This is a genomic window from Pseudomonas sp. MYb193 (genome assembly GCF_002966775.1).
GTDB lineage: Bacteria > Pseudomonadota > Gammaproteobacteria > Pseudomonadales > Pseudomonadaceae > Aquipseudomonas > Aquipseudomonas paracarnis.
The window spans coordinates 14,377-36,413 of sequence record NZ_CP023269.1; the positions used below are offsets into that span (position 1 = coordinate 14,377).

Annotated in this window: 22 protein-coding genes; 13 read left to right on the top strand and 9 right to left on the bottom strand. The window is 61.4% G+C overall.

Annotation, left to right across the window (positions count from 1 at the left end):
- The first annotated feature begins 8 nt into the window (after positions 1–8).
- Together CLM72_RS00055 and CLM72_RS00060 are read left to right on the top strand one after the other, a co-directional pair.
- Complete coding sequence (locus tag CLM72_RS00055; protein ID WP_003187266.1) at positions 9–566, top strand: DNA-3-methyladenine glycosylase I; 558 nt, start codon at positions 9–11, stop codon at positions 564–566.
- 40 nt (positions 567–606) lie between these two features.
- Positions 607–1,494, top strand: coding sequence for a lysophospholipid acyltransferase (locus CLM72_RS00060; protein ID WP_105225259.1), 888 nt, complete (start codon positions 607–609; stop codon positions 1,492–1,494).
- A gap of 131 nt (positions 1,495–1,625) precedes the next feature.
- Here the strand turns inward: CLM72_RS00060 and CLM72_RS00065 are convergent, their stop codons facing one another.
- The 5 genes from CLM72_RS00065 to def form a co-directional block, all read right to left on the bottom strand.
- Positions 1,626–1,937, bottom strand: a complete 312-nt coding sequence (locus tag CLM72_RS00065; protein ID WP_105225260.1) for a lipopolysaccharide assembly protein LapB — start codon at positions 1,935–1,937, stop codon at positions 1,626–1,628.
- Between the two features lie 135 nt (positions 1,938–2,072).
- Positions 2,073–3,446: a Trk system potassium transporter TrkA gene (gene trkA / locus CLM72_RS00070; protein WP_014716287.1), complete on the bottom strand. Its 1,374-nt coding sequence runs from the start codon at positions 3,444–3,446 to the stop codon at positions 2,073–2,075.
- 22 nt (positions 3,447–3,468) lie between these two features.
- Complete coding sequence (rsmB, locus tag CLM72_RS00075; RefSeq protein WP_105225261.1) at positions 3,469–4,779, bottom strand: 16S rRNA (cytosine(967)-C(5))-methyltransferase RsmB; 1,311 nt, start codon at positions 4,777–4,779, stop codon at positions 3,469–3,471.
- Positions 4,776–5,729, bottom strand: coding sequence for a methionyl-tRNA formyltransferase (fmt, locus tag CLM72_RS00080; RefSeq protein WP_105225262.1), 954 nt, complete (start codon positions 5,727–5,729; stop codon positions 4,776–4,778). The genes rsmB and fmt overlap by 4 nt, the downstream gene beginning before the upstream one ends.
- A gap of 69 nt (positions 5,730–5,798) precedes the next feature.
- On the bottom strand, positions 5,799–6,305 hold the full coding sequence (gene def / locus CLM72_RS00085; RefSeq protein ID WP_105225263.1) for a peptide deformylase: 507 nt from the start codon (positions 6,303–6,305) through the stop codon (positions 5,799–5,801).
- Positions 6,306–6,440: 135 nt separating this feature from the next.
- Between def and CLM72_RS00090 the strand changes: the two genes are divergently transcribed.
- From CLM72_RS00090 to CLM72_RS00100, 3 genes are all read left to right on the top strand, one after another.
- Positions 6,441–7,217, top strand: coding sequence for a peptidoglycan-binding protein (locus tag CLM72_RS00090; RefSeq protein ID WP_105225264.1), 777 nt, complete (start codon positions 6,441–6,443; stop codon positions 7,215–7,217).
- Between the two features lie 63 nt (positions 7,218–7,280).
- A complete protein-coding gene (dprA, locus tag CLM72_RS00095) occupies positions 7,281–8,384 on the top strand; it encodes a DNA-processing protein DprA (protein WP_105225265.1) in 1,104 nt (367 codons plus the stop codon).
- Between the two features lie 74 nt (positions 8,385–8,458).
- Positions 8,459–9,016, top strand: a complete 558-nt coding sequence (locus tag CLM72_RS00100) for an L-threonylcarbamoyladenylate synthase (protein WP_105225266.1) — start codon at positions 8,459–8,461, stop codon at positions 9,014–9,016.
- A gap of 93 nt (positions 9,017–9,109) precedes the next feature.
- Here CLM72_RS00100 and CLM72_RS00105 read toward each other — a convergent pair whose 3' ends face one another.
- Entirely contained in the window at positions 9,110–10,087 is a 978-nt protein-coding gene (locus CLM72_RS00105) for a quinone oxidoreductase (protein ID WP_105225267.1), read from the bottom strand.
- Between the two features lie 178 nt (positions 10,088–10,265).
- On the opposite strand from CLM72_RS00105, the gene hemF reads away from it, so the two are divergent.
- Together hemF and aroE are read left to right on the top strand one after the other, a co-directional pair.
- On the top strand, positions 10,266–11,198 hold the full coding sequence (gene hemF / locus CLM72_RS00110) for an oxygen-dependent coproporphyrinogen oxidase (protein WP_105225268.1): 933 nt from the start codon (positions 10,266–10,268) through the stop codon (positions 11,196–11,198).
- Positions 11,198–12,016: a shikimate dehydrogenase gene (gene aroE / locus CLM72_RS00115; protein WP_105225269.1), complete on the top strand. Its 819-nt coding sequence runs from the start codon at positions 11,198–11,200 to the stop codon at positions 12,014–12,016. The genes hemF and aroE overlap by 1 nt, the downstream gene beginning before the upstream one ends.
- 18 nt (positions 12,017–12,034) lie before the next feature.
- Here aroE and CLM72_RS00120 read toward each other — a convergent pair whose 3' ends face one another.
- The 3 genes from CLM72_RS00120 to betC form a co-directional block, all read right to left on the bottom strand.
- Positions 12,035–13,603: a SulP family inorganic anion transporter gene (locus CLM72_RS00120; RefSeq protein ID WP_105225270.1), complete on the bottom strand. Its 1,569-nt coding sequence runs from the start codon at positions 13,601–13,603 to the stop codon at positions 12,035–12,037.
- A gap of 152 nt (positions 13,604–13,755) precedes the next feature.
- The gene (gene choX / locus CLM72_RS00125) at positions 13,756–14,670 is read right to left on the bottom strand and encodes a choline ABC transporter substrate-binding protein (RefSeq protein ID WP_105225271.1); all 915 of its coding nucleotides are present in this window, start codon (positions 14,668–14,670) and stop codon (positions 13,756–13,758) included.
- 18 nt (positions 14,671–14,688) lie between these two features.
- Positions 14,689–16,203 (bottom strand): choline-sulfatase, encoded by a 1,515-nt coding sequence (betC, locus tag CLM72_RS00130; RefSeq protein ID WP_105225272.1) that lies wholly within the window; start codon positions 16,201–16,203, stop codon positions 14,689–14,691.
- Between the two features lie 103 nt (positions 16,204–16,306).
- On the opposite strand from betC, the gene CLM72_RS00135 reads away from it, so the two are divergent.
- The 6 genes from CLM72_RS00135 to CLM72_RS00160 all read left to right on the top strand — a co-directional run bounded on the left by CLM72_RS00135 (position 16,307) and on the right by CLM72_RS00160 (position 22,036).
- On the top strand, positions 16,307–17,257 hold the full coding sequence (locus CLM72_RS00135) for a LysR family transcriptional regulator (RefSeq protein ID WP_105225273.1): 951 nt from the start codon (positions 16,307–16,309) through the stop codon (positions 17,255–17,257).
- A gap of 30 nt (positions 17,258–17,287) precedes the next feature.
- Entirely contained in the window at positions 17,288–17,614 is a 327-nt protein-coding gene (locus CLM72_RS00140) for a DOPA 4,5-dioxygenase family protein (protein ID WP_014716300.1), read from the top strand.
- Positions 17,615–17,790: 176 nt separating this feature from the next.
- Entirely contained in the window at positions 17,791–18,750 is a 960-nt protein-coding gene (locus CLM72_RS00145; protein ID WP_105225274.1) for a 2-dehydro-3-deoxygalactonokinase, read from the top strand.
- Between the two features lies 1 nt (position 18,751).
- On the top strand, positions 18,752–19,372 hold the full coding sequence (locus tag CLM72_RS00150; protein ID WP_105225275.1) for a 2-dehydro-3-deoxy-6-phosphogalactonate aldolase: 621 nt from the start codon (positions 18,752–18,754) through the stop codon (positions 19,370–19,372).
- 48 nt (positions 19,373–19,420) lie between these two features.
- Entirely contained in the window at positions 19,421–20,569 is a 1,149-nt protein-coding gene (gene dgoD / locus CLM72_RS00155; RefSeq protein WP_105225276.1) for a galactonate dehydratase, read from the top strand.
- A 162-nt stretch (positions 20,570–20,731) separates the two neighbouring features.
- Positions 20,732–22,036, top strand: a complete 1,305-nt coding sequence (locus CLM72_RS00160) for an MFS transporter (protein WP_032894350.1) — start codon at positions 20,732–20,734, stop codon at positions 22,034–22,036.
- Position 22,037 lies beyond the last annotated feature (1 nt).

Consider the following 22,037-nt stretch of genomic DNA (forward strand, 5'->3'; position numbering starts at 1 on the left):
GGAGCCTTATGCCACGCTGCTTTTGGTGTTCTGAAGATCCGCTGTACATGGCATATCACGATCAAGAGTGGGGAACGCCGCTGCGCGATGCGCAGGGTTTGTTCGAGTTGCTTTTGCTCGAAGGGTTCCAGGCAGGCCTGTCCTGGATCACCGTTTTACGCAAACGCGAGCATTATCGAAAGGTGTTGTTCGGCTTTGACGCGCAGCGTCTGGCGCAATTGAGCGATGAAGAAATCGAGGTGCTGATGCAGGACCCGGGCATCGTGCGCAATCGCTTGAAGCTCAACGCTACCCGGCGCAACGCCGCGGCCTGGCTGGCGCTGGAAGACCCGGTGGGGTTGCTGTGGTCGTTTGTCGGCGGCAAACCCAAGGTCAATCACTTCAAGGATCGCAGCGACGTCCCGGCGATCACGCCCGAAGCCGAAGCCATGAGCAAAGCCTTGAAAAAGGCCGGCTTCACCTTCGTCGGGCCGACCATCTGCTACGCCTTCATGCAGGCCTCGGGCATGGTCATGGACCACACCCAGGACTGCGACCGTTACGCGGACTTGGTCAACGCCGGTTAGAATGTCGGCTTTGCGCACCACACACGATCAGGAGTGAACTGTGGAAAAGTTTAAAGGCGTCTTGCTGGTAGGCGCTCTTCGGTTGTTTGCCCTGCTGCCCTGGCGCGCTGTACAAGCCGTCGGCACAGGGATCGGCTGGATCATGTGGAAAACCCCCAACCGTTCCCGCGATACAGTGCGGATAAACCTCTCCAAATGCTTCCCGGACATGGACCCGGCAGAGCGCGAGCGCCTGGTGGGCCGCAGCCTGATGGATATCGGCAAGTCCCTCACTGAAAGCGCCTGTGCGTGGATCTGGCCGGCGCAGCGCTCCATCGACCTGGTCCGCGAAGTCGAGGGCCTGGAAGTGCTGCACGAGGCCCTGGCTTCTGGCAAAGGCGTGGTGGGCATCACCAGCCATCTAGGCAATTGGGAAGTGTTGAACCACTTCTACTGCAGCCAGTGTAAACCGATCATTTTCTATCGCCCGCCCAAGCTCAAGGCCGTGGACGAGTTGCTGCGCAAGCAGCGCGTGCAGTTGGGCAACCGCGTGGCGGCTTCCACCAAGGAAGGCATTCTCAGCGTGATCAAGGAAGTGCGCAAAGGCGGCCAGGTGGGCATTCCTGCCGACCCGGAGCCGGCTGAGTCCGCCGGGATCTTCGTACCGTTTTTTGCCACCCAGGCGCTTACCAGCAAGTTCGTTCCGAACATGCTTGCGGGCCACAAGGCAGTCGGTGTGTTCCTGCATGCCCTGCGGCTGCCGGACGGCTCGGGCTACAAGGTGATCCTGGAGGCGGCGCCGGAAGATATGTACAGCACCGACACCGCGACGTCCTGTGCGGCGATGAGCAAGGTAGTTGAGCGCTATGTAGGTGCTTACCCAAGCCAGTACATGTGGAGCATGAAGCGCTTCAAGAAACGCCCACCGGGTGAGGCGCGGTGGTATTGACTCACCGCTGACCTCCAGCCCAATGGAGATCAAATGTGGGAGCTGGCTTGCCTGCGATAGCATCACCTCGGAGTGCCTGATATACCGAGGTGTCTGCATCGCAGGCAAGCCAGCTCCCACAGGTGATCACCTCAGGTTTGGCGATCAAGTTTCTTCAGGAACACCGTCATTTCTTTTTCGGCCTGTTTGTCGCCATGGGCCTGGGCGGCTTCGATGCCCTTCTCCCATGCCAGGCGTGCTGCCGCGCGATCTTCCAATCCCAGCCGCGCCTTGCCCAACAACTTCCACGCCGCCGAGTACTTCGGATCGAACTCGACGCATCGCTGCAAATGCTCGGCCGCCTTTGCGTTGTCCTTCAGGTCCAGATAACCCTTGCCCAGGCCAAAGCGCAGCAATGAATTATCCACACCCTTGGCGAGCATTTTTTCCAGGGATTCGAGCATGGCTGTGCATCCTTTAGCTACATAGCGGTTTCGATATCGTCATCGCGGGCAAGCCCGCTCCCATACTTGGAGCGCGATCACATGTGGGAGCGGGCTTGCCTGCGATGGCGGCGGCAGGCTCACACAATTTTTTAATCAGAAAAAACTCAACCCCACGTGGAACAGCTTCTCCACATCGCGAATATGTTTTTTGTCCACAAGGAACAAAATCACATGGTCTCCGGTGGCGATCACCGTGTCGTCGTGGGCGATGATGACTTCTTCATCGCGAATGATCGCGCCAATGGTGGTACCGGGCGGCAGGCCGATATCGCGGATCGCCTTGCCAATCACTTTGCTGGACTTGGAGTCACCGTGGGCAATCGCCTCGATGGCTTCCGCTGCGCCACGGCGCAACGAGTGCACGCTGACAATGTCGCCACGGCGCACGTGGGCGAGCAAGGTACCGATGGTCGCCAACTGCGGGCTGATGGCAATGTCGATATCGCCGCCCTGGATCAGGTCCACATAGGCCGGGTTGTTGATGATGGTCATCACCTTCTTCGCCCCCAGCCGCTTGGCGAGCAAGGACGACATGATATTGGCTTCGTCATCGTTGGTCAGGGCCAGGAAGATATCGGCGTCGGCGATGTTCTCTTCCATCAGGAGATCACGGTCCGAGGCGCTGCCTTGCAGTACGACAGTGCTGTCGAGGGTATCGGACAAATGCCGGCACCGCGTCGGGCTCATCTCGATGATCTTCACCTGATAGCGGCTTTCGATGGCTTCGGCCAAACGCTCGCCAATCTGCCCACCGCCGGCGATGACGATGCGTTTGTAGCTCTCGTCGAGCCTGCGCATTTCGCTCATGACCGCACGAATGTTCGCCTTGGCGGCGATGAAAAACACTTCGTCGTCAGCCTCGATCACCGTATCGCCCTGGGGCAGGATCGGCCGGTCACGGCGGAAAATCGCGGCGACGCGGGTTTCCACGTTTGGCATGTGCTCACGCAGCTGGCGCAGTTGCTGGCCCACCAGCGGCCCGCCGTAATAGGCCTTCACTGCCACCAGTTGCGCTTTGCCTTCGGCGAAGTCGATAACCTGTAGCGCACCTGGAATTTCGATCAGGCGCTTGATGTAGTGGGTCACCACCTGTTCCGGGCTGATCAGTACGTCAACCGGGATGGCGTCGTTATCGAACAGACCGGCGCGGGTCAGGTAGGCCGCTTCGCGCACCCGAGCGATCTTGGTCGGGGTGTGGAACAGGGTGTGGGCGACCTGGCAGGCGACCATGTTGGTCTCGTCGCTGTTGGTCACAGCCACCAGCATGTCGGCATCGTCGGCACCGGCCTGGCGCAGCACCGTCGGAAACGACGCCCGGCCTTGTACCGTGCGGATGTCCAGGCGGTCGCCCAGGTTGCGCAGGCGCTCGGCATCGGTGTCGACCACGGTGATGTCGTTGGCTTCACCGGCCAAATGTTCGGCCAGCGTGCCACCGACCTGCCCTGCTCCAAGGATGATGATTTTCATCCGGTCACTCCCTTAAAACCATTCAGCCGCGCGCGGCGGCAATCTTGATCAGTTTGGCGTAGTAGAAGCCATCATGCCCGCCTTCCTGCGCGAGCAGTTGGCGACCGTGGGGCTGCTTGATGCCCGCGGTGGTAGCGAGGTCCAGTTCACGCGCGCCGCTGGTGCGGGCGAGGAAGGCTTGGATGACCTCGGTATTTTCGGTGGGCAAGGTGGAGCAGGTGGCGTAAAGCAGGATGCCGCCGACTTCCAGAGTCGGCCACAGCGCGTCGAGCAGTTCGCCTTGCAACACCGCCAGGGCGGCGATGTCGTCGGGCTGGCGGGTCAGCTTGATGTCCGGATGACGTCGGATCACGCCGGTGGCCGAGCAGGGAGCGTCCAGCAGGATGCGCTGGAATGGCTTGCCGTCCCACCAGGTGGCGGTGTCGCGGCCGTCGGCGGCGATCAGGTCGGCGCTGAGGCCCAGGCGGGCAAGGTTTTCCCGCACGCGCACCAGGCGCTTGGCCTCAAGGTCCACAGCCACCACCCCGGCCAAGTCTTTTTCAACCTCAAGGATGTGACACGTCTTACCGCCTGGCGCGCAGCAGGCGTCGAGTACGCGCTGGCCGGGGGCCAAATCGAGCAGGTCGGCAGCCAACTGCGCGGCCTCGTCCTGCACGCTGATCCAGCCTTCGGCAAAGCCCGGCAGGCTGCGTACATCGGCGGCGGCTTCCAGCACGATACCGTCCGTGCTGTAAACGCACGGGGTGGCGTTGATGGCCGCGTCGGCAAGTAATTGCAAGTATGCATCCCGGCTGTGGTGGCGACGGTTGACCCGCAGGATCATCGGCGGGTGCGCGTTGTTGGCCGCGCAGATAGCCTCCCATTGCTCGGGCCAAAAGGCCTTCAGGGATTTTTGCAGCCAGCGCGGGTGGGCGGTGCGCACCACCGGATCATGTTCCAGCTCGGCCAACAGCGCTTCGCTTTCACGCTGGGCGCGGCGCAGCACGGCATTGAGCAGGGCCTTGGCCCAGGGCTTTTTCAGCTTGTCGGCGCAACCGACGGTTTCACCGATAGCGGCGTGGGCCGGCACGCGGGTGTAGAGCAACTGGTAGAGACCCACCAGCAACAGCGCCTCGACATCCGCGTCCGCCGCTTTGAACGGTTTTTGCAGCAGCTTGGCGGCCAACGCAGACAACCGTGGCTGCCAACGGGCGGTGCCAAAGGCCAGGTCCTGCGTAAACCCGCGGTCGCGGTCTTCAACCTTATCCAACTGCGTCGGCAGAGAACTGTTCAGCGAAGCCTTGCCGTTGAGCACGGCGGCGAGAGCCTTGGCGGCGGCCAGACGTGGGTTCATTGAGTGACCACTCCAAGCGTGGTACCCAGGGCGAATTTCTCACGACGACTGTTGAACAAATCGCTGAAGTTCAGCGCCTTGCCGCCGGGCAATTGCAGGCGCGTCAGGCACAGCGCCTGTTCACCGCAAGCCACCAACAGGCCGTCTTTGCTGGCGCCGATGATCTCGCCGGGAGCGCCTGCGCCATCGGCCAGGGTCGCGGCCAACACTTTCAAGGCTTCACCGTTCAGGGTGCTGTGGCAGATCGGCCATGGGTTGAAGGCACGTACCAGGCGCTCCAGCTCCACGGCTGGGCGGCTCCAGTCAATGCGCGCTTCGTCCTTGTTCAGCTTGTGGGCGTAGGTGGCCAGGCTGTCGTCTTGGATTTCACCTTGCAGGGTGCCGGCAGCCAGGCCGGCGATGGCCTGGATCACGGCGGGCGGCCCCAGCTCAGCCAGGCGGTCGTGCAGGCTGCCACCGGTGTCTTGGGCGGAGATCGGCGTGGTGACTTTGAGCAGCATCGGCCCGGTATCCAGGCCGGCTTCCATGCGCATCACGGTCACGCCGCTCTCTTGATCGCCCGCTTCAACGGCGCGCTGAATCGGCGCCGCACCACGCCAGCGTGGCAGCAGTGAAGCATGACTGTTGATGCAACCCAGGCGCGGGATATCCAGCACAGCCTGAGGCAGGATCAAACCGTAAGCCACCACCACCAGCAGGTCCGGCTTCAGCGCGGCCAGTTCTGCCTGGGCCTCGGCGTTACGCAGCGTCGGCGGTTGCAGCACGGGAATGTTGTGCTCCAGCGCCAATTGCTTGACCGGGCTCGGCATCAGTTTTTGCCCGCGACCGGCCGGGCGATCCGGCTGGGTGTACACCGCGACGATGTCATAAGGGCTGGCAAGCAGCGCCTTGAGGTGTTCGGCGGCGAATTCAGGGGTGCCGGCAAAAACAATGCGCAATGGCTCGGTCATGGGAGTTCTCGGTTAAAAACAGTCACAAAAGAAAAAGGCTTGCCGCAGCAAGCCTTTGGAAGAAGGGCATCAAGCTTGCTGGCGATGCTTTTTTTCCAGCTTCTTCTTGATGCGGTCACGCTTGAGCGTGGACAGATAATCGACAAACAGCTTGCCGTTGAGGTGGTCGCATTCATGTTGGATGCACACCGCCAACAAACCTTCGGCAATCAGCTCAAACGGCTTGCCGTCACGGTCCAGCGCCTTGATCTTCACGCGTAGCGGGCGTTCCACATTTTCGTAGAACTCCGGCACCGACAGGCAGCCTTCCTGGTATTCGCCCATCTCTTCGGTCAGCGGTTCGAACTCAGGGTTGATGTACACCCGAGGTTCGCTGCGATCTTCCGACAGGTCCATGACCACGACGCGCAGATGCACGTTGACCTGGGTAGCGGCGAGGCCGATGCCCGGGGCTTCATACATTGTTTCAAACATGTCATCGACCAACTGACGAACCTTGTCGTCCACTACGACCACCGGCTTGGCGATCGTGCGCAGGCGCGAGTCGGGAAATTCGAGGATGTTCAAAATAGCCATAAGCGTAATTGCTGCACATGTGAGGAAGAGACAAATCGGCGGTGGGATGGACCCATACGGCCGGTGTGAAACGCTCGGAAGCCGCGAAGGCCATGGCATTTCACGCGAACGCACATAATAAAGGAGATTCACCCCATGAGGAAATCGCTACTCGTCTTGCTGCTGTGGGCCCCGTTCGCTACGGCTTTGATTGCGCAACCCACTGAGCGCCTGGATCAGGCAGCGCAACAGGCCATCCAGCACTTTTTACTGCACAACCGTATTTTTGACTCGCCCGAGGACCTGGATAACGCGCCTTACATTATTGCGGCGCAAGGCGGGCGCGTGCTGGGTGCCAACGACGAGCGTGTGCATGCGCGCGGGCGTCTGGACCCGGCCCAGCCGAGCTACGGGATCTTTCGGCGAGGCAAGGCCTACACCGACCCCGTTACCCAGGAGTTACTCGGCATCAATGCCGACGACATCGGCACTGCGCGCTTTGTGCTTGCCGACAGCCTCAGCACCCTCGCAGTGCAACGGGTGACCCAGGAAATCCGCCCAGGCGACCGCTTGTTGCGCGCCGAGCCTCCCGTTGCTTTGGCGAACCTGGAGCCGTGCAAACCTGCACCCTTGATTACAGGGCACATCATCGACATCCCCAAGGGCGTCACGCAGATTGGCGTGCTCGACGCTGTGACCCTGAACAAGGGCCGCCGCGATGGCCTGGTGGAGGGCCAACTGCTGACGGTAATTAAGGCTGGCGCCACCGTGCGAGACGCCCTCACCGGCACGCCCACACCACTCCCGGATGAGCGAGCAGGCACCCTTCTGGTGTTTCGCACCTATGAAAAGCTCAGCTATGCCCTGGTGCTCAGCGCTTCACGGTCGCTAGCCGTGCAAGACCGTTTCGAGACGGCTGATCAAGCGCAATAAATAGCCGGCTAAATAAGTTACCAACAGAGTTATCCACAGCTTGTTCCGGTCAAGGATGATCATATGAATCCGATAAACAGTAGCGATATTTCCCCGGCAGAGCTGGAAGCCCGGCTACGCTTGCACAGGCTGCCAGAACTGGGGCCCAAGCGTTTTCACGTATTGGTCGAAGCCTTTGGCTGCGCTTCCAAGGCCCTGAGTGCTCCCGCCAGCGCCTGGCGTTCCCTCGGTTTACCCGCCGTCAGTGCCGAGGCCCGACGTAGCCCCAAAGTCCGTGACGGTGCCAGTGAAGCGTTGGCCTGGCTGGCGCGCCCGGCCCAGCATTTGCTGATGTGGGACCAACCTGATTACCCGGCGTTGCTCGCGCAGATCGACGATGCGCCGCCGTTGTTATTCGTGGCGGGCGACCCTGGTATTCTGGAAAAACCACAGTTGGCCATGGTCGGAAGCCGGCGTGCCTCTCGCCCGGGCATGGACACGGCAGCGGCCTTTTCCCGTAGCCTGGCGAGCGCCGGTTTTGTCATCACCAGTGGGCTGGCGGTGGGCATTGACGGCGCGGCGCACCAGGCGGCATTGGACGTAGGCGGCCATACCATCGGCGTGCTCGGCACTGGCCTGGAAAATTTTTATCCACAGCGCCATCGCAGGCTCGCCGCCGCGATGATTGCCCAAGGCAGCGCCGTGGTTTCCGAATTTCCGCTGGATGCAGCGCCCCAGGCCGGCAATTTCCCACGGCGCAACCGGATTATCAGCGGGCTGTCGTTAGGCGTGCTGGTGGTGGAGGCCAGTATGGCCAGCGGCTCGCTGATCACCGCACGCCTGGCGGCGGAGCAAGGGCGCGAGGTGTACGCGATTCCAGGCTCCATCCACCACCCCGCCGCCAAGGGCTGTCATCAACTGATCCGTGATGGCGCGGTGCTTGTGGAAACCATCGAGCACATTCTTGAAAGCCTGCGCGGTTGGCAGCGGTTGTCCCATGCTGCGCCGGTGCCCGTGACCCATCCGTTGGTGGCGCTGCTGCACGCGGCACCGCATAGCAGCGAAGCCTTGGCGATTGCCAGCGGTCGGCCGTTGTCCCAAGTACTGGCCACCCTGACAGAGCTGGAGTTGGAGGGCCAGGTGATTTGCGAAAGCGGGCGTTGGCTGGCGCGGTGTCCGCTTTTGTAGTGGCCCGTTTTTGGCGCTAGGTTTTGTAACGAAGATCGGTAAACTGCCCAGAGCTTTAGTCCGGAGAGTAAACAATGGTCAACAGGTGGCGTGTGCTGGAAGCCGCACGGGAAATTCGCGCAGGCGCAGTGATCGCCTATCCGACCGAAGCGGTTTGGGGCCTGGGCTGCGACCCGTGGAACGAAGAAGCAGTGGATCGACTGCTGGCGATCAAGAACCGCTCGGTCGACAAAGGCCTGATCCTGGTGGCGGACAATATTCGTCAGTTCGACTTTCTGTTTGAAGATTTCCCGCAAACGTGGATCGAACGCATGGCCAGCACCTGGCCAGGGCCGAATACCTGGCTGGTGCCCCATCAAGACTTGCTGCCCGAATGGGTCACGGGTGTGCATGAAACCGTTGCGCTGCGGGTCAGTGATCACCCGTTGGTGAGGGATTTGTGCGCCCAGGTCGGCCCGTTGATTTCCACCTCGGCCAACCCTCAGGGCCGCCCGGCGGCCCGCACGCGGCTTCGCGTGGAGCAGTATTTTCGCGGGCAAGTGGACTTGGTGCTGGGCGGCGCCCTGGGTGGGCGCAAGAACCCGAGCCTGATTCGGGACCTGGTGACGGGTGATGTGGTGCGCCCCTCCTGAGACCGCAGTGCACTCATCGCAGGCAAGCCAGCTCCCACATTTGATCAGTGTTCGCCGTCAAATGTGGGAGCTGGCTTGCCTGCGATGAGGCCCTTAAGGCAGCAGGATGGTTGAGCCAGTCGTGCGCCGCCCCGACAACTCCGTCTGCGCTTTGGCCGCCTCCGCCAGCGGGTAGCGCTGGTTGATATCAATGCGCACCTTGCCGCTCTTGATCATCGAAAACAGATCGTCCGCCATCGCCTGCAAGTTTGCAGCATTGTTGGCGTAGGTCGCCAACGTTGGCCGGGTTACGTACAGCGAACCCTTCGCCGACAGAATCCCCAGGTTCACCCCATCCACCGCACCCGATGCGTTGCCGAAGCTCACCACCAAACCCCGCGGCGCCACACTATCCAGTGAGGTCAGCCAGGTATCCTTGCCGACGCCGTCGTACACCACCGGGCACTTCTTGCCGTCAGTCAATTCCAGTACGCGTTGTGCGACATCTTCCTTGCTGTAGTCGATGGTTTCCCAGGCGCCGAGTGATTTGGCCAGGGCGGCTTTTTCCGGGGAACTGACCGTGCCGATCAACTTCACCCCCAGGGACTTGGCCCATTGGCACGCCAGGGAACCCACGCCACCCGCAGCGGCGTGGAACAAAATGGTTTCACCGCCTTTGAGCTCATAGGTCTGGCGCAACAGGTATTGCACGGTCAGGCCTTTGAGCATGGCACCGGCGGCCTGTTCGAAGCTGATCTCATCCGGCAGGTGCACCAGGTTGGCGGCAGGCAACACATGCAGCTCGCTGTAGGCACCCAGCGGGCCGCTGCCGTAGGCCACGCGGTCGCCAACTTTGAATTGGCTGACTTCACTGCCCACCGCGTCCACCACGCCAGCGCCTTCCGCACCCAGGCCCGATGGCAGGGCGGGCGGCGCGTAGAGGCCACTGCGGAAGTAGGTGTCGATGAAGTTCAGGCCGATGGCCTCGTTGCGTACCCGAACCTGCTGTGGGCCAGGCTCCGCTGGCGTGTAGTCCACATATTCAAGTACTTCGGGGCCGCCATGGGCGCTGAACTGGATACGTTTGGCCATCTGCACTTCTCCTTGGGTTCGAATCTGCGTAGCCCCCTATCGGACTCCTAAGCTTGATCCTCGTCAACTGCTGCGCACCTAAGTGCAGTGGCATGTAGGCGCAGTGGTATCCTGTGCGCCCATTTGCCGCCGACGCCCCATGGGCCTCGCGTAGCTTTGCCCGATTCAAGGTGATGCCATGACTACCCGCACCGAGGCCGTTAAAGCCTACCTGCTTGACCTGCAAGACCGCATTTGCAGCGCCCTGGAAACCTTCGAGACGGACACTCGCTTTATCGAAGACGCCTGGACCCGGCCAGCCGGCGGTGGCGGTCGTACCCGAGTGATGGAAAACGGTGCGGTTATCGAAAAAGGCGGTGTCAACTTTTCCCACGTGTTCGGCAGCGGTTTGCCACCGTCTGCCAGTGCCCATCGCCCTGAACTGGCGGGCCGTGGGTTTGAGGCCCTGGGTGTGTCGCTGGTGATCCATCCGCATAACCCGCATGTACCGACTTCCCACGCCAATGTGCGGTTTTTCATCGCTGAAAAAGAAGGCGAAGAACCGGTGTGGTGGTTCGGTGGTGGCTTCGATCTCACCCCGTATTACGGCAATGAAGAAGACTGTATTCATTGGCACCGCGTGGCCGAGCAGGCCTGTGCACCGTTTGGCCCGGACGTGTACCCCCGCTACAAGGCCTGGTGTGACACCTACTTCCACATCAAGCACCGCAACGAGCCCCGTGGTATCGGTGGGCTGTTCTTCGATGACTTGAACGAGTGGGGCTTTGACACCTGCTTCGCCTTCATCCGCGCCATCGGCGATGCCTACATCGATGCCTACCTGCCAATTGTGCAGCGTCGCAAGGCCATGGCGTACACCGAGCAACAACGCCAGTTCCAGGAGTTCCGCCGGGGCCGCTACGTTGAGTTCAACCTGGTCTATGACCGTGGCACCCTGTTCGGCCTGCAATCGGGCGGGCGTACGGAGTCGATCCTGATGTCGCTGCCACCTCAGGTACGCTGGAGCTACGACTGGAAGGCCGAAGCCGGCAGCGAAGAGGCGCGCCTCACCGACTACTTCCTGCAAGACCGTGACTGGCTCGGCGTTGCCGCGCCCAAGGCGGCGGTGTGATGGACCGTTATGTCGTGTTCGGTAACCCCATCGGCCACAGCAAGTCGCCGTTGATTCACCGTCTGTTCGCCGCCCAGACCGGCGAGCAACTGGACTACAGCACGATGCTCGCGCCGTTGGAGGACTTCACCGCTTGTGCCCGTGAGTTTTTCCAACAGGGCCGTGGCGCCAACGTGACCGTGCCGTTCAAGGAAGAGGCCTATCGTTTGGCCAATACCCTGACCGAACGGGCCCAGCGCGCCGGCGCCGTGAACACTTTGAGCAAATTGGCTGACGGCACGTTGTTGGGCGACAACACAGACGGCGCGGGCCTGGTGCGCGACTTGACGGTCAATGCCGGGCTGAGCCTGCAAGGCAAACGCATCCTGTTATTGGGCGCCGGTGGCGCGGTGCGCGGTGCGCTGGAGCCATTGCTGGCGCAGCAACCCTCGTCGTTGATCATCGCCAACCGTACCGTGGAAAAGGCCGAGCGACTGGCTGAGCTGTTCGATGACCTGGGCCCGGTGTCTGCCAGTGGTTTCGACTGGTTGCGTGAGCCGGTGGACGTGATCATCAATGCCACGTCGGCCAGCCTGTCAGGCGATGTACCGCCGATTGCCGGCAGCCTGATCGAGCCGGGCAAGACCTTCTGCTACGACATGATGTACGCCAAGGAACCCACCGCATTCTGCCGCTGGGCGAGCGAGCAAGGCGCGGCGGTGGCGATGGATGGCTTGGGCATGCTGGTGGAACAAGCGGCGGAAGCCTTCTTGCTGTGGCGCGGTGTGCGTCCGGATTCGGTGCCCGTACTGGCCGAACTGCGCCGGCAATTGGCCTGATCCCACAGTTGATCGGGTTTAGTCTTCGAAATGGAGGGGGCAGTTATCCGGCCCCTCCAGCTTCATTAACTCCTCAACCACCTGCGGCCTGGCCCCACGCAACGTCAAGCTACGGCCCAACCCCGCCAACCGCCGCGCCTCCTGGTGCAGCATCTCCACCCCGGAATAGTCGATAAAGTTGATCTGCTGCGCCTCGATCACCACCCGCTCACCCTGCAGACGTTGCAGGCGCACTTGCAGGTAATGGCTGGCGCCAAAAAAGATCGAGCCGCCCACCCGCAACACATCCGCTTCACCGTCGCGCCAGTGTTGCACCCGTGGCTGCGAGGTGCGCTTGAGGTAGAAAAACAGCGACGCCAGTACCCCGGCATAGATCGCCGTTTGCAGCTCCAACAACAAGGTGGCGACACAGGTCAGGCTCATCACCACAAATTCGGCGCGGCTGACCCGGAACAGCGCACGAATGCCGCGGTGGTCCACCAGGCCCCAGCAGATCAGCAGGATGCTCGCCGCCATGCTCGGGATCGGAATATGCGCAATCAACGCTGCGCCAAATAACGCGAATAGCGCCACCCACAGGGCCGAAAACACCCCCGCCAATGGCGAACAGGCACCCGCCTCATAACTGAGACCCGAGCGGGTGAACGATCCGGCTGACAAGTAGCCGGAAAAAAATCCGCCCACGATGTTGGATAAACCCTGGGCGCGTACTTCCTGGTTGGCGTCGAGCAGTTGTTGCGAGCGGGCGGACAGCGAACGGGCAATCGACAGGCTGGTCACCAACCCCAACATCCCCACCGCCACGGCACTGGGCAGCAGGCGCAGCACCAGATCCAGATCCATTGGCAACGGGCTGAACGGCGGTAGTTTGCCAATAAACGAACTGACCCGTGCCACATGCCCGAACATCGCCGGCCACAGCCATGCCGCCACGCTGCCCAACACCAAGGCGATCAACAGTGTCGGCCAGCGTGGTACCAGGTACTTGAGCAGCATACCTGCCAGCAACGTACCCAGCCCCAAGGCCAGGGACGCGTGGTCCCACTCGCCACGATGGTCGATCAGCGCCAGCAGGCCATTGATAGCCGTGGCCTGGCTCGGTAAATCCAAGCCGAGCAGGTTGGGCAGTTGCCCCAAGGCGATCACTACGGCGGCGCCCAGGGTGAATCCCAGCACCACCGAATGGGAGACAAAGTTCACCAACGCGCCGAAGCGCAGCAGGCCGAGCAACCACTGGAACACCCCGGCGAGGAAGGTCAGTAACAGGATGAGGGTGATGTAGTCCTGTGAACCTGGCACGGCCAATGGGCTGATGCTGGCGTAAAGCACGATGGAGATGGCGGCCGTGGGCCCGCAGATCAGGTGCCAGGACGAGCCCCACAGGCAAGCGATCAATACCGGGATGATGGCGGCGTAGAGCCCGTATTCGGGTGGGAGACCGGCGATCAGTGCGTAGGCAATCGACTGCGGCAGCGCAAGCACCGCGCCGCTGAGGCCGACGATGGCATCCCGGCCGACGCTGGCGCGGGTTTGGCGCGGCAGCCAGCGCAGGAAGGGCAAAAGTGTATGGCGGTTGGGCCGGGGCATCGCAGGCTCGGGTAAAGGGTTTTGGCAAGAGTATCAATGCATGGGTACGTGTGGGAGCTGGCTTGCCTGCGATGCTGGCGCCTCGGTGTGACAGGCATACCGGGGTGACGCTATCGCAGGCAAGCCAGCTCCCACAGGGTCGCCGGCAAGCATCAGAGTTTGGCTTTTACCGCCGGCAACGCCTCCTGGCCATCCAGGGCTTTCACGCCCTCCAGCCACTGGTCCAGCACCGCCGGGTTGGCCTTGATCCACGCCTTCGCCGCCTGCGCATTGCTGACCTTGTTGTTGGCCACGTCAGCCATGATGCTGTTCTCCATGGCCTGGGTAAAACTCAGGTTGGTCAGCAGTTTTCCGATATTGGGGCACGCTTGTGCGTAACCCTTGCGGGTCAAGGTATAGACGCTGCCGGTGGCACCAAAGTACTGCTCGCCGCCCTTGAGGTAGCGCATTTTCAGTTGCACGTTCATCGGGTGCGGGGTCCAGCCGAGAAAGGTGATGAAACGCTGTTTCTTCACCGCTCGCGAGACCTCTGCGAGCATCGCCTGTTCGCTGGACTCGATCAGCTTCCACTGCCCCAGGTTGAAATCATTCTTTTTGATGATTTCTTGCAACGAGATATTGGCCGGCGCGCCGGAGCCGATGCCGTAGATCTTCTTGTCGAACTTGTCGGCAAATGTGTTCAGGTCGGCGAAGTCATGCACCCCGGCGTCCCACACATAGTCCGGCACGGCGAGGGTGAACTCGGTGCCCTCCAGGTTCTTCGCCAGTTGCACCACATCGCCGTTGGCCACGAACTTGTCGTAGAAGCCTTGCTGAGCCGGCATCCAGTTGCCGAGGAAGACATCCATCTGGCCGTCCTTGAGCCCGCCGAAGATGATCGGCACCGCCAGGGTGTCGACCTTGGGTTGATAGCCCATGCCCGTCAGCAAGAAACTGGTGATAGCGTTGGTGGCGGCAATATCGCTCCAGCCTGGGTCGGCCATCTTTACCGTTTCGCAGCGCGTGTCTGCGTACACCTGGGCGCTGCTGAGCATCACCAAACTCAGTACCACGGTCAACTTTTGCATGGCCTTCCCTCTGTCTACTTATTGGTTTTGGCAGGGTTGTGGAAAACGTGCTTTGCGCTCCAGGTCATCAAGGTCGATATGGTTGCGCATGTACTGCTGACTGGCGTCTACCAGTGGCTGGTGATCCCAGCTCTTGAGCTTGCCATGGGTCAGCGCTTCAAACACCAGGCGGCGACGGCGTTGGCTGGCGAGCACCTGTTGATGGATCGCCGGGATATCCCATTTAGCCCGCGCTTCACGCAAGAACGCCTCGAACAATGGCCGATGTTCAGCTGACTGGCTGAGGTTTTCCTGCTCGCTCGGGTCGTTGTTAACATCGAACAATAGGCAAGGATCGTCCTCGCTGTAGATGAATTTGTAGGCGCCCCGGCGAATCATCATCAATGGGCTGACGGTGCCTTCGGCCATGTATTCGCCAAACACTTCGTCATGCCCGCCCTGCCCCTGCAAGTGCGGGACCAGTGAGCGGCCGTCCAGCGGCAAGTGCGGGTCCAGTTCCCCGCCGGCCAATTCCACCAGGGTGGGCAACAAGTCGGCGGTCGACACGGCCTGGGTGACGCGGCCAGCGGCGAACTGCCCCGGCGCACTGATCAGCAGCGGCACGCGGGCGGCCATTTCAAACCAGTGCATTTTGTACCAGAGGCCGCGCTCGCCAAGCATGTCGCCGTGGTCGCCTGAGAAAATGATCAGGGTGTCGTCGGCCAGGCCGGTGTCTTCCAGGGTCTGCAGCAGCTTGCCGACGTTGCTGTCGATGTAGCTGCAGGCACCGAAGTAGGCGCGGCGGGCGTCGCGGATCTTATCCACAGGCAGCGGTTTGTCCCACAAGTCATAAACCTTGAGCAGCCGCTGGGAATGCGGGTCGAGGTCGGCCTGGGGCGGCGTCGCGGGCATTGGGATGTCGGTGTCTGCGTACAAGTCCCAGAACGGCTTGGGAATGGTGTAAGGGTCGTGGGGATGGGTCATCGACACCGTCAGGCAAAATGGCTGGTCACCTTCCTCACGGATATGGTCGAACAGATATTGCTGGGCCTTGAACACCACCTCTTCGTCGAAATCCAGCTGGTTGGTGCGCACGCACGGGCCGGCTTGCAGCACCGAGGACATGTTGTGATACCAGGTAGGGCGTACGTCTGGCTCATCCCAGTTCACTGCCCAGCCATAGTCGGCGGGGTAGATGTCGCTGGTCAGGCGTTCCTCATAGCCGTGCAACTGGTCGGGGCCACAGAAGTGCATCTTGCCCGACAGTGCGGTGCGGTAGCCCAGGCGGCGCAAGTAGTGGGCATAGGTTGGCACATCGGCGGGGAAATCGGCGGCGTTGTCATAGGCGCCGATCTTGCTCGGCAATTGGCCACTCACCAAGGTGAAGCGCGACGGTGCGCACAGCGGGCTGTTGCAATAGGCGGCGTCGAACACCACGCCTTGTGCCGCCAGGCGGCTGAGGTTGGGCAGCTTGATCGGGGAAGGCCCGTAGAACGGCAGCATCGGCGCGGCCATCTGATCGGCCATGATGAAAAGAATGTTCTTGCGCTTCATGGTTTCTCGGCATTCCATAGGCAGTGTTTATGCCAATGAGCATGCAGTCCATGAATTATGGGGTAAAGCCCATGCGAAGCAATGACTAGGATAAGTTGAGCTTATGTATGAAGCGCTGGGTGACCTCTCTCTCGATTTGCTGCGCGCCTTTGAGGCGGCGGCGCGCCATCGCAGTTTCACTGCGGCCGCGATGGAGCTGGGTACCACCCAACCGGCGGTCAGCCAGCAGATCAAACGCCTTGAAGAGCAACTGGCGATCCGCCTGTTTGATCGCATTTACCGCGGCATCGAACTGACCGACGCCGGTGCCCTGCTGTTCGAGCATGTGCAAGGCGGCTTGCAGAACATCAACCAGGGGCTCGGCGCCATCACTCAACAAAGCCAGCATGAAGTGCTGCAAGTCGCCACCGACTTTGCCTTCGCCGCCTATTGGCTGATGCCACGCCTGCATCGTTTTCACCAGGCCAACCCGCAGGTGGATGTCAGCCTGGTCACCAGTGAGCGCAACCCGGCCACCCTGCGCAGCGATATTGATGTGGCGGTGCTGTTCGGCGATGGCCGTTTCAAGCAGGGCGAGAGCCTGTGGTTGTTCAATGAGGAAGTGTTCCCGGTGTGCAGCCCACAGTGGCTCAAGGAGCAGGTCGCGCCCCTGACGGTGCAGACCTTGCAAGACTGCCCGTTGCTGCACCTGCGCCAGGAAAACAACAGCCAGTGGTTTGACTGGAACGGCGTGTTCCGCGAACTGGGTATCACGGCTGCGCCGACCCCTGGGCAATTGCGCTTTGACAACTACACCTTGCTGATCCAGGCGGCGATTGCCGGCCAGGGCGTCGCCATCGGCTGGCGCCACCTGGTGGATAACCTGCTGGAGCAGAATTGGCTGTGCCGGCCGATCAGCCCCACAGTGACGTCGCGCTTGGGCTATTACGTGGTGCAGCCCCAGCGCAAACGCCGTGGGCAGTTGGTGGACCGCTTTGTCGAGTGGTTGGTGGCGGAACAGGCCAGCAGCGCGCAGTCTTTGACCGGGCTGGCCCTGCCGTCGATTGCGGTCTAGGATCGGCGCACAGGGGAACCGGAGTCAGTCATGCAACGTATCAAGGGCTACCACGCCCATATCTACTTCGACGCCAGCACGATCGAGCAAGCGCGCACGCTCTGTGAAGACGCCGCCAAGTTGTTCCCGCTGCGCATGGGCCGCGTGCACGAGCGGCCCGTGGGCCCGCACCCGGATTGGAGTTGCCAGCTGGCGTTCGAGCCGGAATATATCGGTGTGGTGTTGCCGTGGCTGGCGCTGCATCGCAATGGTCTGGTGGTGTTCCTGCACCCTGAAACCGGTGACGACCTCAAGGACCACACCGATTACGCCATCTGGATGGGCGCGATGCGCGAGCTGGACTTGTCGATTTTTTAACCTTTCTTACCCGATAAATCCGTGTCTTTCCCTAAGTAAAAACAAGAATAGTTGTAGGATTTATCTTGTCTTGTCTCATTATATGGGATTGATATTTATATATTGAGATATTGCGCCCCCTAGGTTTATATTCGCCCATCTGCTTTTTTCAGCACCCACTCATTTCAGGTGAAGCGATGCAGGCGCAATTGATCGCGCTCGATTGGGGGACCAGCTCCCTTCGTGCTTACAAACTCGGCCCCGCGGGCGTTGTGCTGGAACAGCGCTCGCAAGCCTGGGGCATCATGCATTTGCCCACAGAGCCCCGGGAAATAGCCGGTGTGCTATGCACTGACGGCTTTGAGCTGGCGTTCGATAGCGCCTGTGGCGATTGGCTTGATGCCCAGCCCGGGCTACCGGTGATCGCTTGCGGCATGGTCGGCAGCGCACAGGGTTGGAGCGAGGCGGCCTATCGCAGCACGCCCGTGGATGTCGCCAGTCTCGGCCAGGCATTGCATGGCATACGCAGCCTGCGTGGGGTGCAGGTGCATATCGTGCCGGGGGTGATCGAGCAAGTGGGTCTGCCCAATGTCATGCGTGGCGAAGAAACCCAAGTGCTCGGCGTACTGCAAGGGCTTGGGCCCCAGGTGTTGATCGGCCTGCCCGGCAGCCATTCCAAGTGGGTCGAGGTGGTGGAAGGCCGCATTACCCATTTCGATACCTTCATGACTGGCGAAGTGTTTGCGGTGTTGAGCAAGCACAGCATCCTGGGGCGTACCCAACAAGCGAGCGAGCAGTTCCAGGCCGAGGCGTTTGATCAAGGCGTGCGCGTGGCACTGTCCAACGATGGCCAGCGTGGCGTGCTTTCGACTCTGTTCAGTGCCCGTACCCTTGGGCTCACGGCGCAGCTGGCGCCCGACCAGCAACCCGATTACCTATCTGGCCTGCTCATCGGACATGAGCTCGCCGGCTTGCCAGACTCGGCCAAACATCAGCCGATCATCCTGGTCGGCGCTGCTGCACTTTGCGCCCGCTATCAACGCGCCCTCGCCCTTTGCGGATTTGCCCACGTCAGCCTGGAGCAAGAAGCCACCGAGCGTGGCCTGTGGCAACTGGCGCAAGCCGCCGGGCTCATTCGACCTGTACTGGAGGCCTGACATGCTCAAGCAAGCACTCGCACAAAACGGTTTGATCGCCATCCTGCGCGGCCTACGCCCCGACGAAGCCCAGGCGGTCGGCCAGGTGCTGTACGACGCGGGTTTTCGCGTGATCGAAGTGCCGCTCAACTCGCCAGACCCTTACGCCAGCATTCGCACCCTGCGCGACAGCTTGCCCGCCGATTGCCTGATCGGTGCCGGCACGGTGTTGACGCCTGAGCAGGTCGAACAGGTCAAGGCGGCCGGAGGCCAGGTGATCGTCATGCCCCACAGCGATGCCAAGGTGCTGCGTGCCGCCAAAGCGGCGGGCCTGTACTTGTCGCCTGGGGTAGCCACGCCTACCGAAGCCTTTGCCGCACTGGCCGAAGGCGCCGATGTGTTGAAGCTGTTCCCGGCCGAGCAGATGGGCCCTTCAGTGATCAAGGCATGGCTGGCGGTATTGCCGGCGGGCACGTTGCTGCTGCCGGTGGGCGGCATTACCCCGGACAACATGCAGGTGTTTACCGACGTCGGCGCCAAGGGCTTCGGATTGGGTTCCGGACTGTTCAAGCCGGGCATGACAGTGGATCAGGTTGCGAGCCGTGCCCAGGCTTATGTCGCCGCCTGGAAAGCCCTGAGCTGAGAGCATATTCCGCGCCCACAGGCGCTGCATCTATAAGAGAGACAAGAGATGAAAATCACCAAACTGACGACCTTTATCGTTCCGCCGCGCTGGTGCTTCCTCAAGGTCGAAACCGACCAGGGTGTGACCGGCTGGGGTGAGCCTGTGGTCGAGGGCCGCGCTCACACGGTGGCCGCCGCCGTCGAAGAACTGTCCGACTACCTGATCGGCAAAGACCCTCGCAATATCGAAGATATCTGGACCGTGCTCTATCGCGGTGGCTTCTACCGAGGCGGCGCGGTGCACATGAGCGCCCTCGCCGGCATCGACCAGGCGTTGTGGGACATCAAGGGCAAGGCCCTCGGTGTATCGGTCAGCGATCTGCTGGGCGGCCAGGTGCGTGACAAAATCCGCGTGTACTCATGGATCGGCGGTGACCGCCCCGCCGATACTGCCCGTGCCGCCAAAGAGGCGGTGGCCCGTGGCTTCACAGCCGTGAAGATGAATGGCACCGAAGAATTGCAGTTTGTCGACAGCTTCGAAAAAGTCGACCTGGCCCTGGCCAACGTCGCTGCCGTGCGCGATGCGGTCGGCCCTAACGTGGGTATCGGCGTCGACTTCCATGGCCGCGTGCACAAGCCGATGGCCAAGGTGCTGATGAAAGAGCTCGACCCGTACAAACTGATGTTCATTGAAGAGCCGGTGCTCAGCGAAAACTACGAGGCGCTCAAAGAACTGGCCCCGCTGACCAGTACGCCGATAGCCCTGGGCGAGCGCCTGTTCTCGCGCTGGGATTTCAAGCGGGTGCTCAGCGAAGGCTACGTCGACATCATCCAGCCGGACGCCTCCCACGCGGGTGGTATCACCGAAACCCGCAAGATCGCCAACATGGCCGAAGCCTACGACGTGGCCTTGGCCCTGCACTGCCCGCTGGGCCCGATTGCCTTGGCGGCATGCCTGCAACTGGATGCGGTTTGCTACAACGCGTTTATCCAGGAGCAGAGCCTGGGCATTCACTACAATGAAAGCAACGATTTGCTCGACTACGTGCGAGATCCGGGCGTGTTCGACTATAACCAGGGCTTTGTGAAAATCCCCAACGGCCCGGGTCTGGGCATTGAGATCAACGAGGAGTATGTGGTTGAGCGCGCGGCCATCGGCCATCGCTGGCGCAACCCGATCTGGCGCCATGCCGATGGCAGTTTTGCCGAGTGGTGATTTCCACCTGATTGAAACGCGCTAAAAAATGTGGGAGCTGGCTTGCCTGCGATGGCGGTGGGTCAGTCACTGCAGTGGTGCCATTCATGCCGCCATCGCAGGCAAGCCAGCTCCCACATTGAGCGCGTTCCTTCCTCAACAAATATAAAAAGAGGCACCCCCATGCACCCTGAATCCCTCACCGGGCAGGCTTCTTTAGTCACGCCTAGCAGAAAGCGCTTTTTCATCATGGTGCTGCTGTTCATCACCGTGGTCATCAACTACCTCGACCGTAGCAACCTGTCGATTGCCGCGCCCGCGCTGACCAGCGAGCTGGGGATCGACCCGGTGCAAGTCGGGCTGATTTTCTCTGCCTTCGGTTGGACCTACGCCGCCATGCAAATCCCGGGTGGCTGGCTGGTAGACCGGGTGCCGCCGCGCATTCTCTACACGGCCGCCCTGCTGCTGTGGTCGATTGCCACCGTGATGCTCGGTTTCGCCGCCAGCTTTATCGCGCTGTTCGTGCTGCGCATGGCCGTGGGCGCGTTGGAGGCGCCGGCCTATCCCATCAACAGCCGTGTGGTCACCACTTGGTTTCCCGAGCGCGAGCGCGCCACGGCTATCGGCGTCTATACCTCCGGGCAATTCGTCGGCCTGGCCTTCCTCACCCCGGTGCTGGCGTGGCTGCAGCACCAGTACGGCTGGCACATGGTGTTTGTGGTGACCGGTGGCGTCGGCATCCTGTGGGCCGCGATCTGGTACGCGGTGTACCGCGAGCCCAAAGATTTCAAAGGCGCCAACGAAGCCGAAATCCAACTGATCCGCGACGGTGGCGGGCTGGTGGACATGCAGGCTAAAACCGTCAAGGCACCCTTCAGCTGGACCGACCTCGGCATCGTGCTGAGCAAACGCAAGCTGTGGGGCATCTACCTGGGCCAGTTTTGCCTGAACTCCACGCTGTGGTTCTTCCTGACCTGGTTCCCGACGTACCTGGTGAAATATCGCGGCATGGACTTTATCCAGTCTGGCTTGCTGGCCTCCTTGCCGTTCCTGGCCGCGTTTGTGGGCGTGCTGTGTTCGGGGGTGTTTTCCGATTGGCTGATTCGTCGTGGGGCGTCGGTGGGCTTTGCGCGCAAGTTGCCCATCATCAGCGGGCTGCTGATTTCCACGGCGATCATCGGGGCCAACTATGTGGACTCGACGGGGTGGGTTATCGCGTTTCTGGCGGTGGCGTTTTTCGGCAATGGCCTGGCGTCGATCACCTGGTCGTTGGTGTCGACCCTGGCGCCTGCCCGTCTGCTGGGGCTGACCGGCGGGGTGTTCAACTTCATCGGCAACCTGGCGGCAATTGCCACGCCTATCGTGATTGGCTTTCTGGCCAGTGGCTCGTCATTTGCGCCGGCCATTACCTACATTGCGGTCCTGGCGCTGCTTGGCGCGCTTTCCTACATATTGCTGGTCGGCAAAGTCGAGCGGATAGAACTGTAAA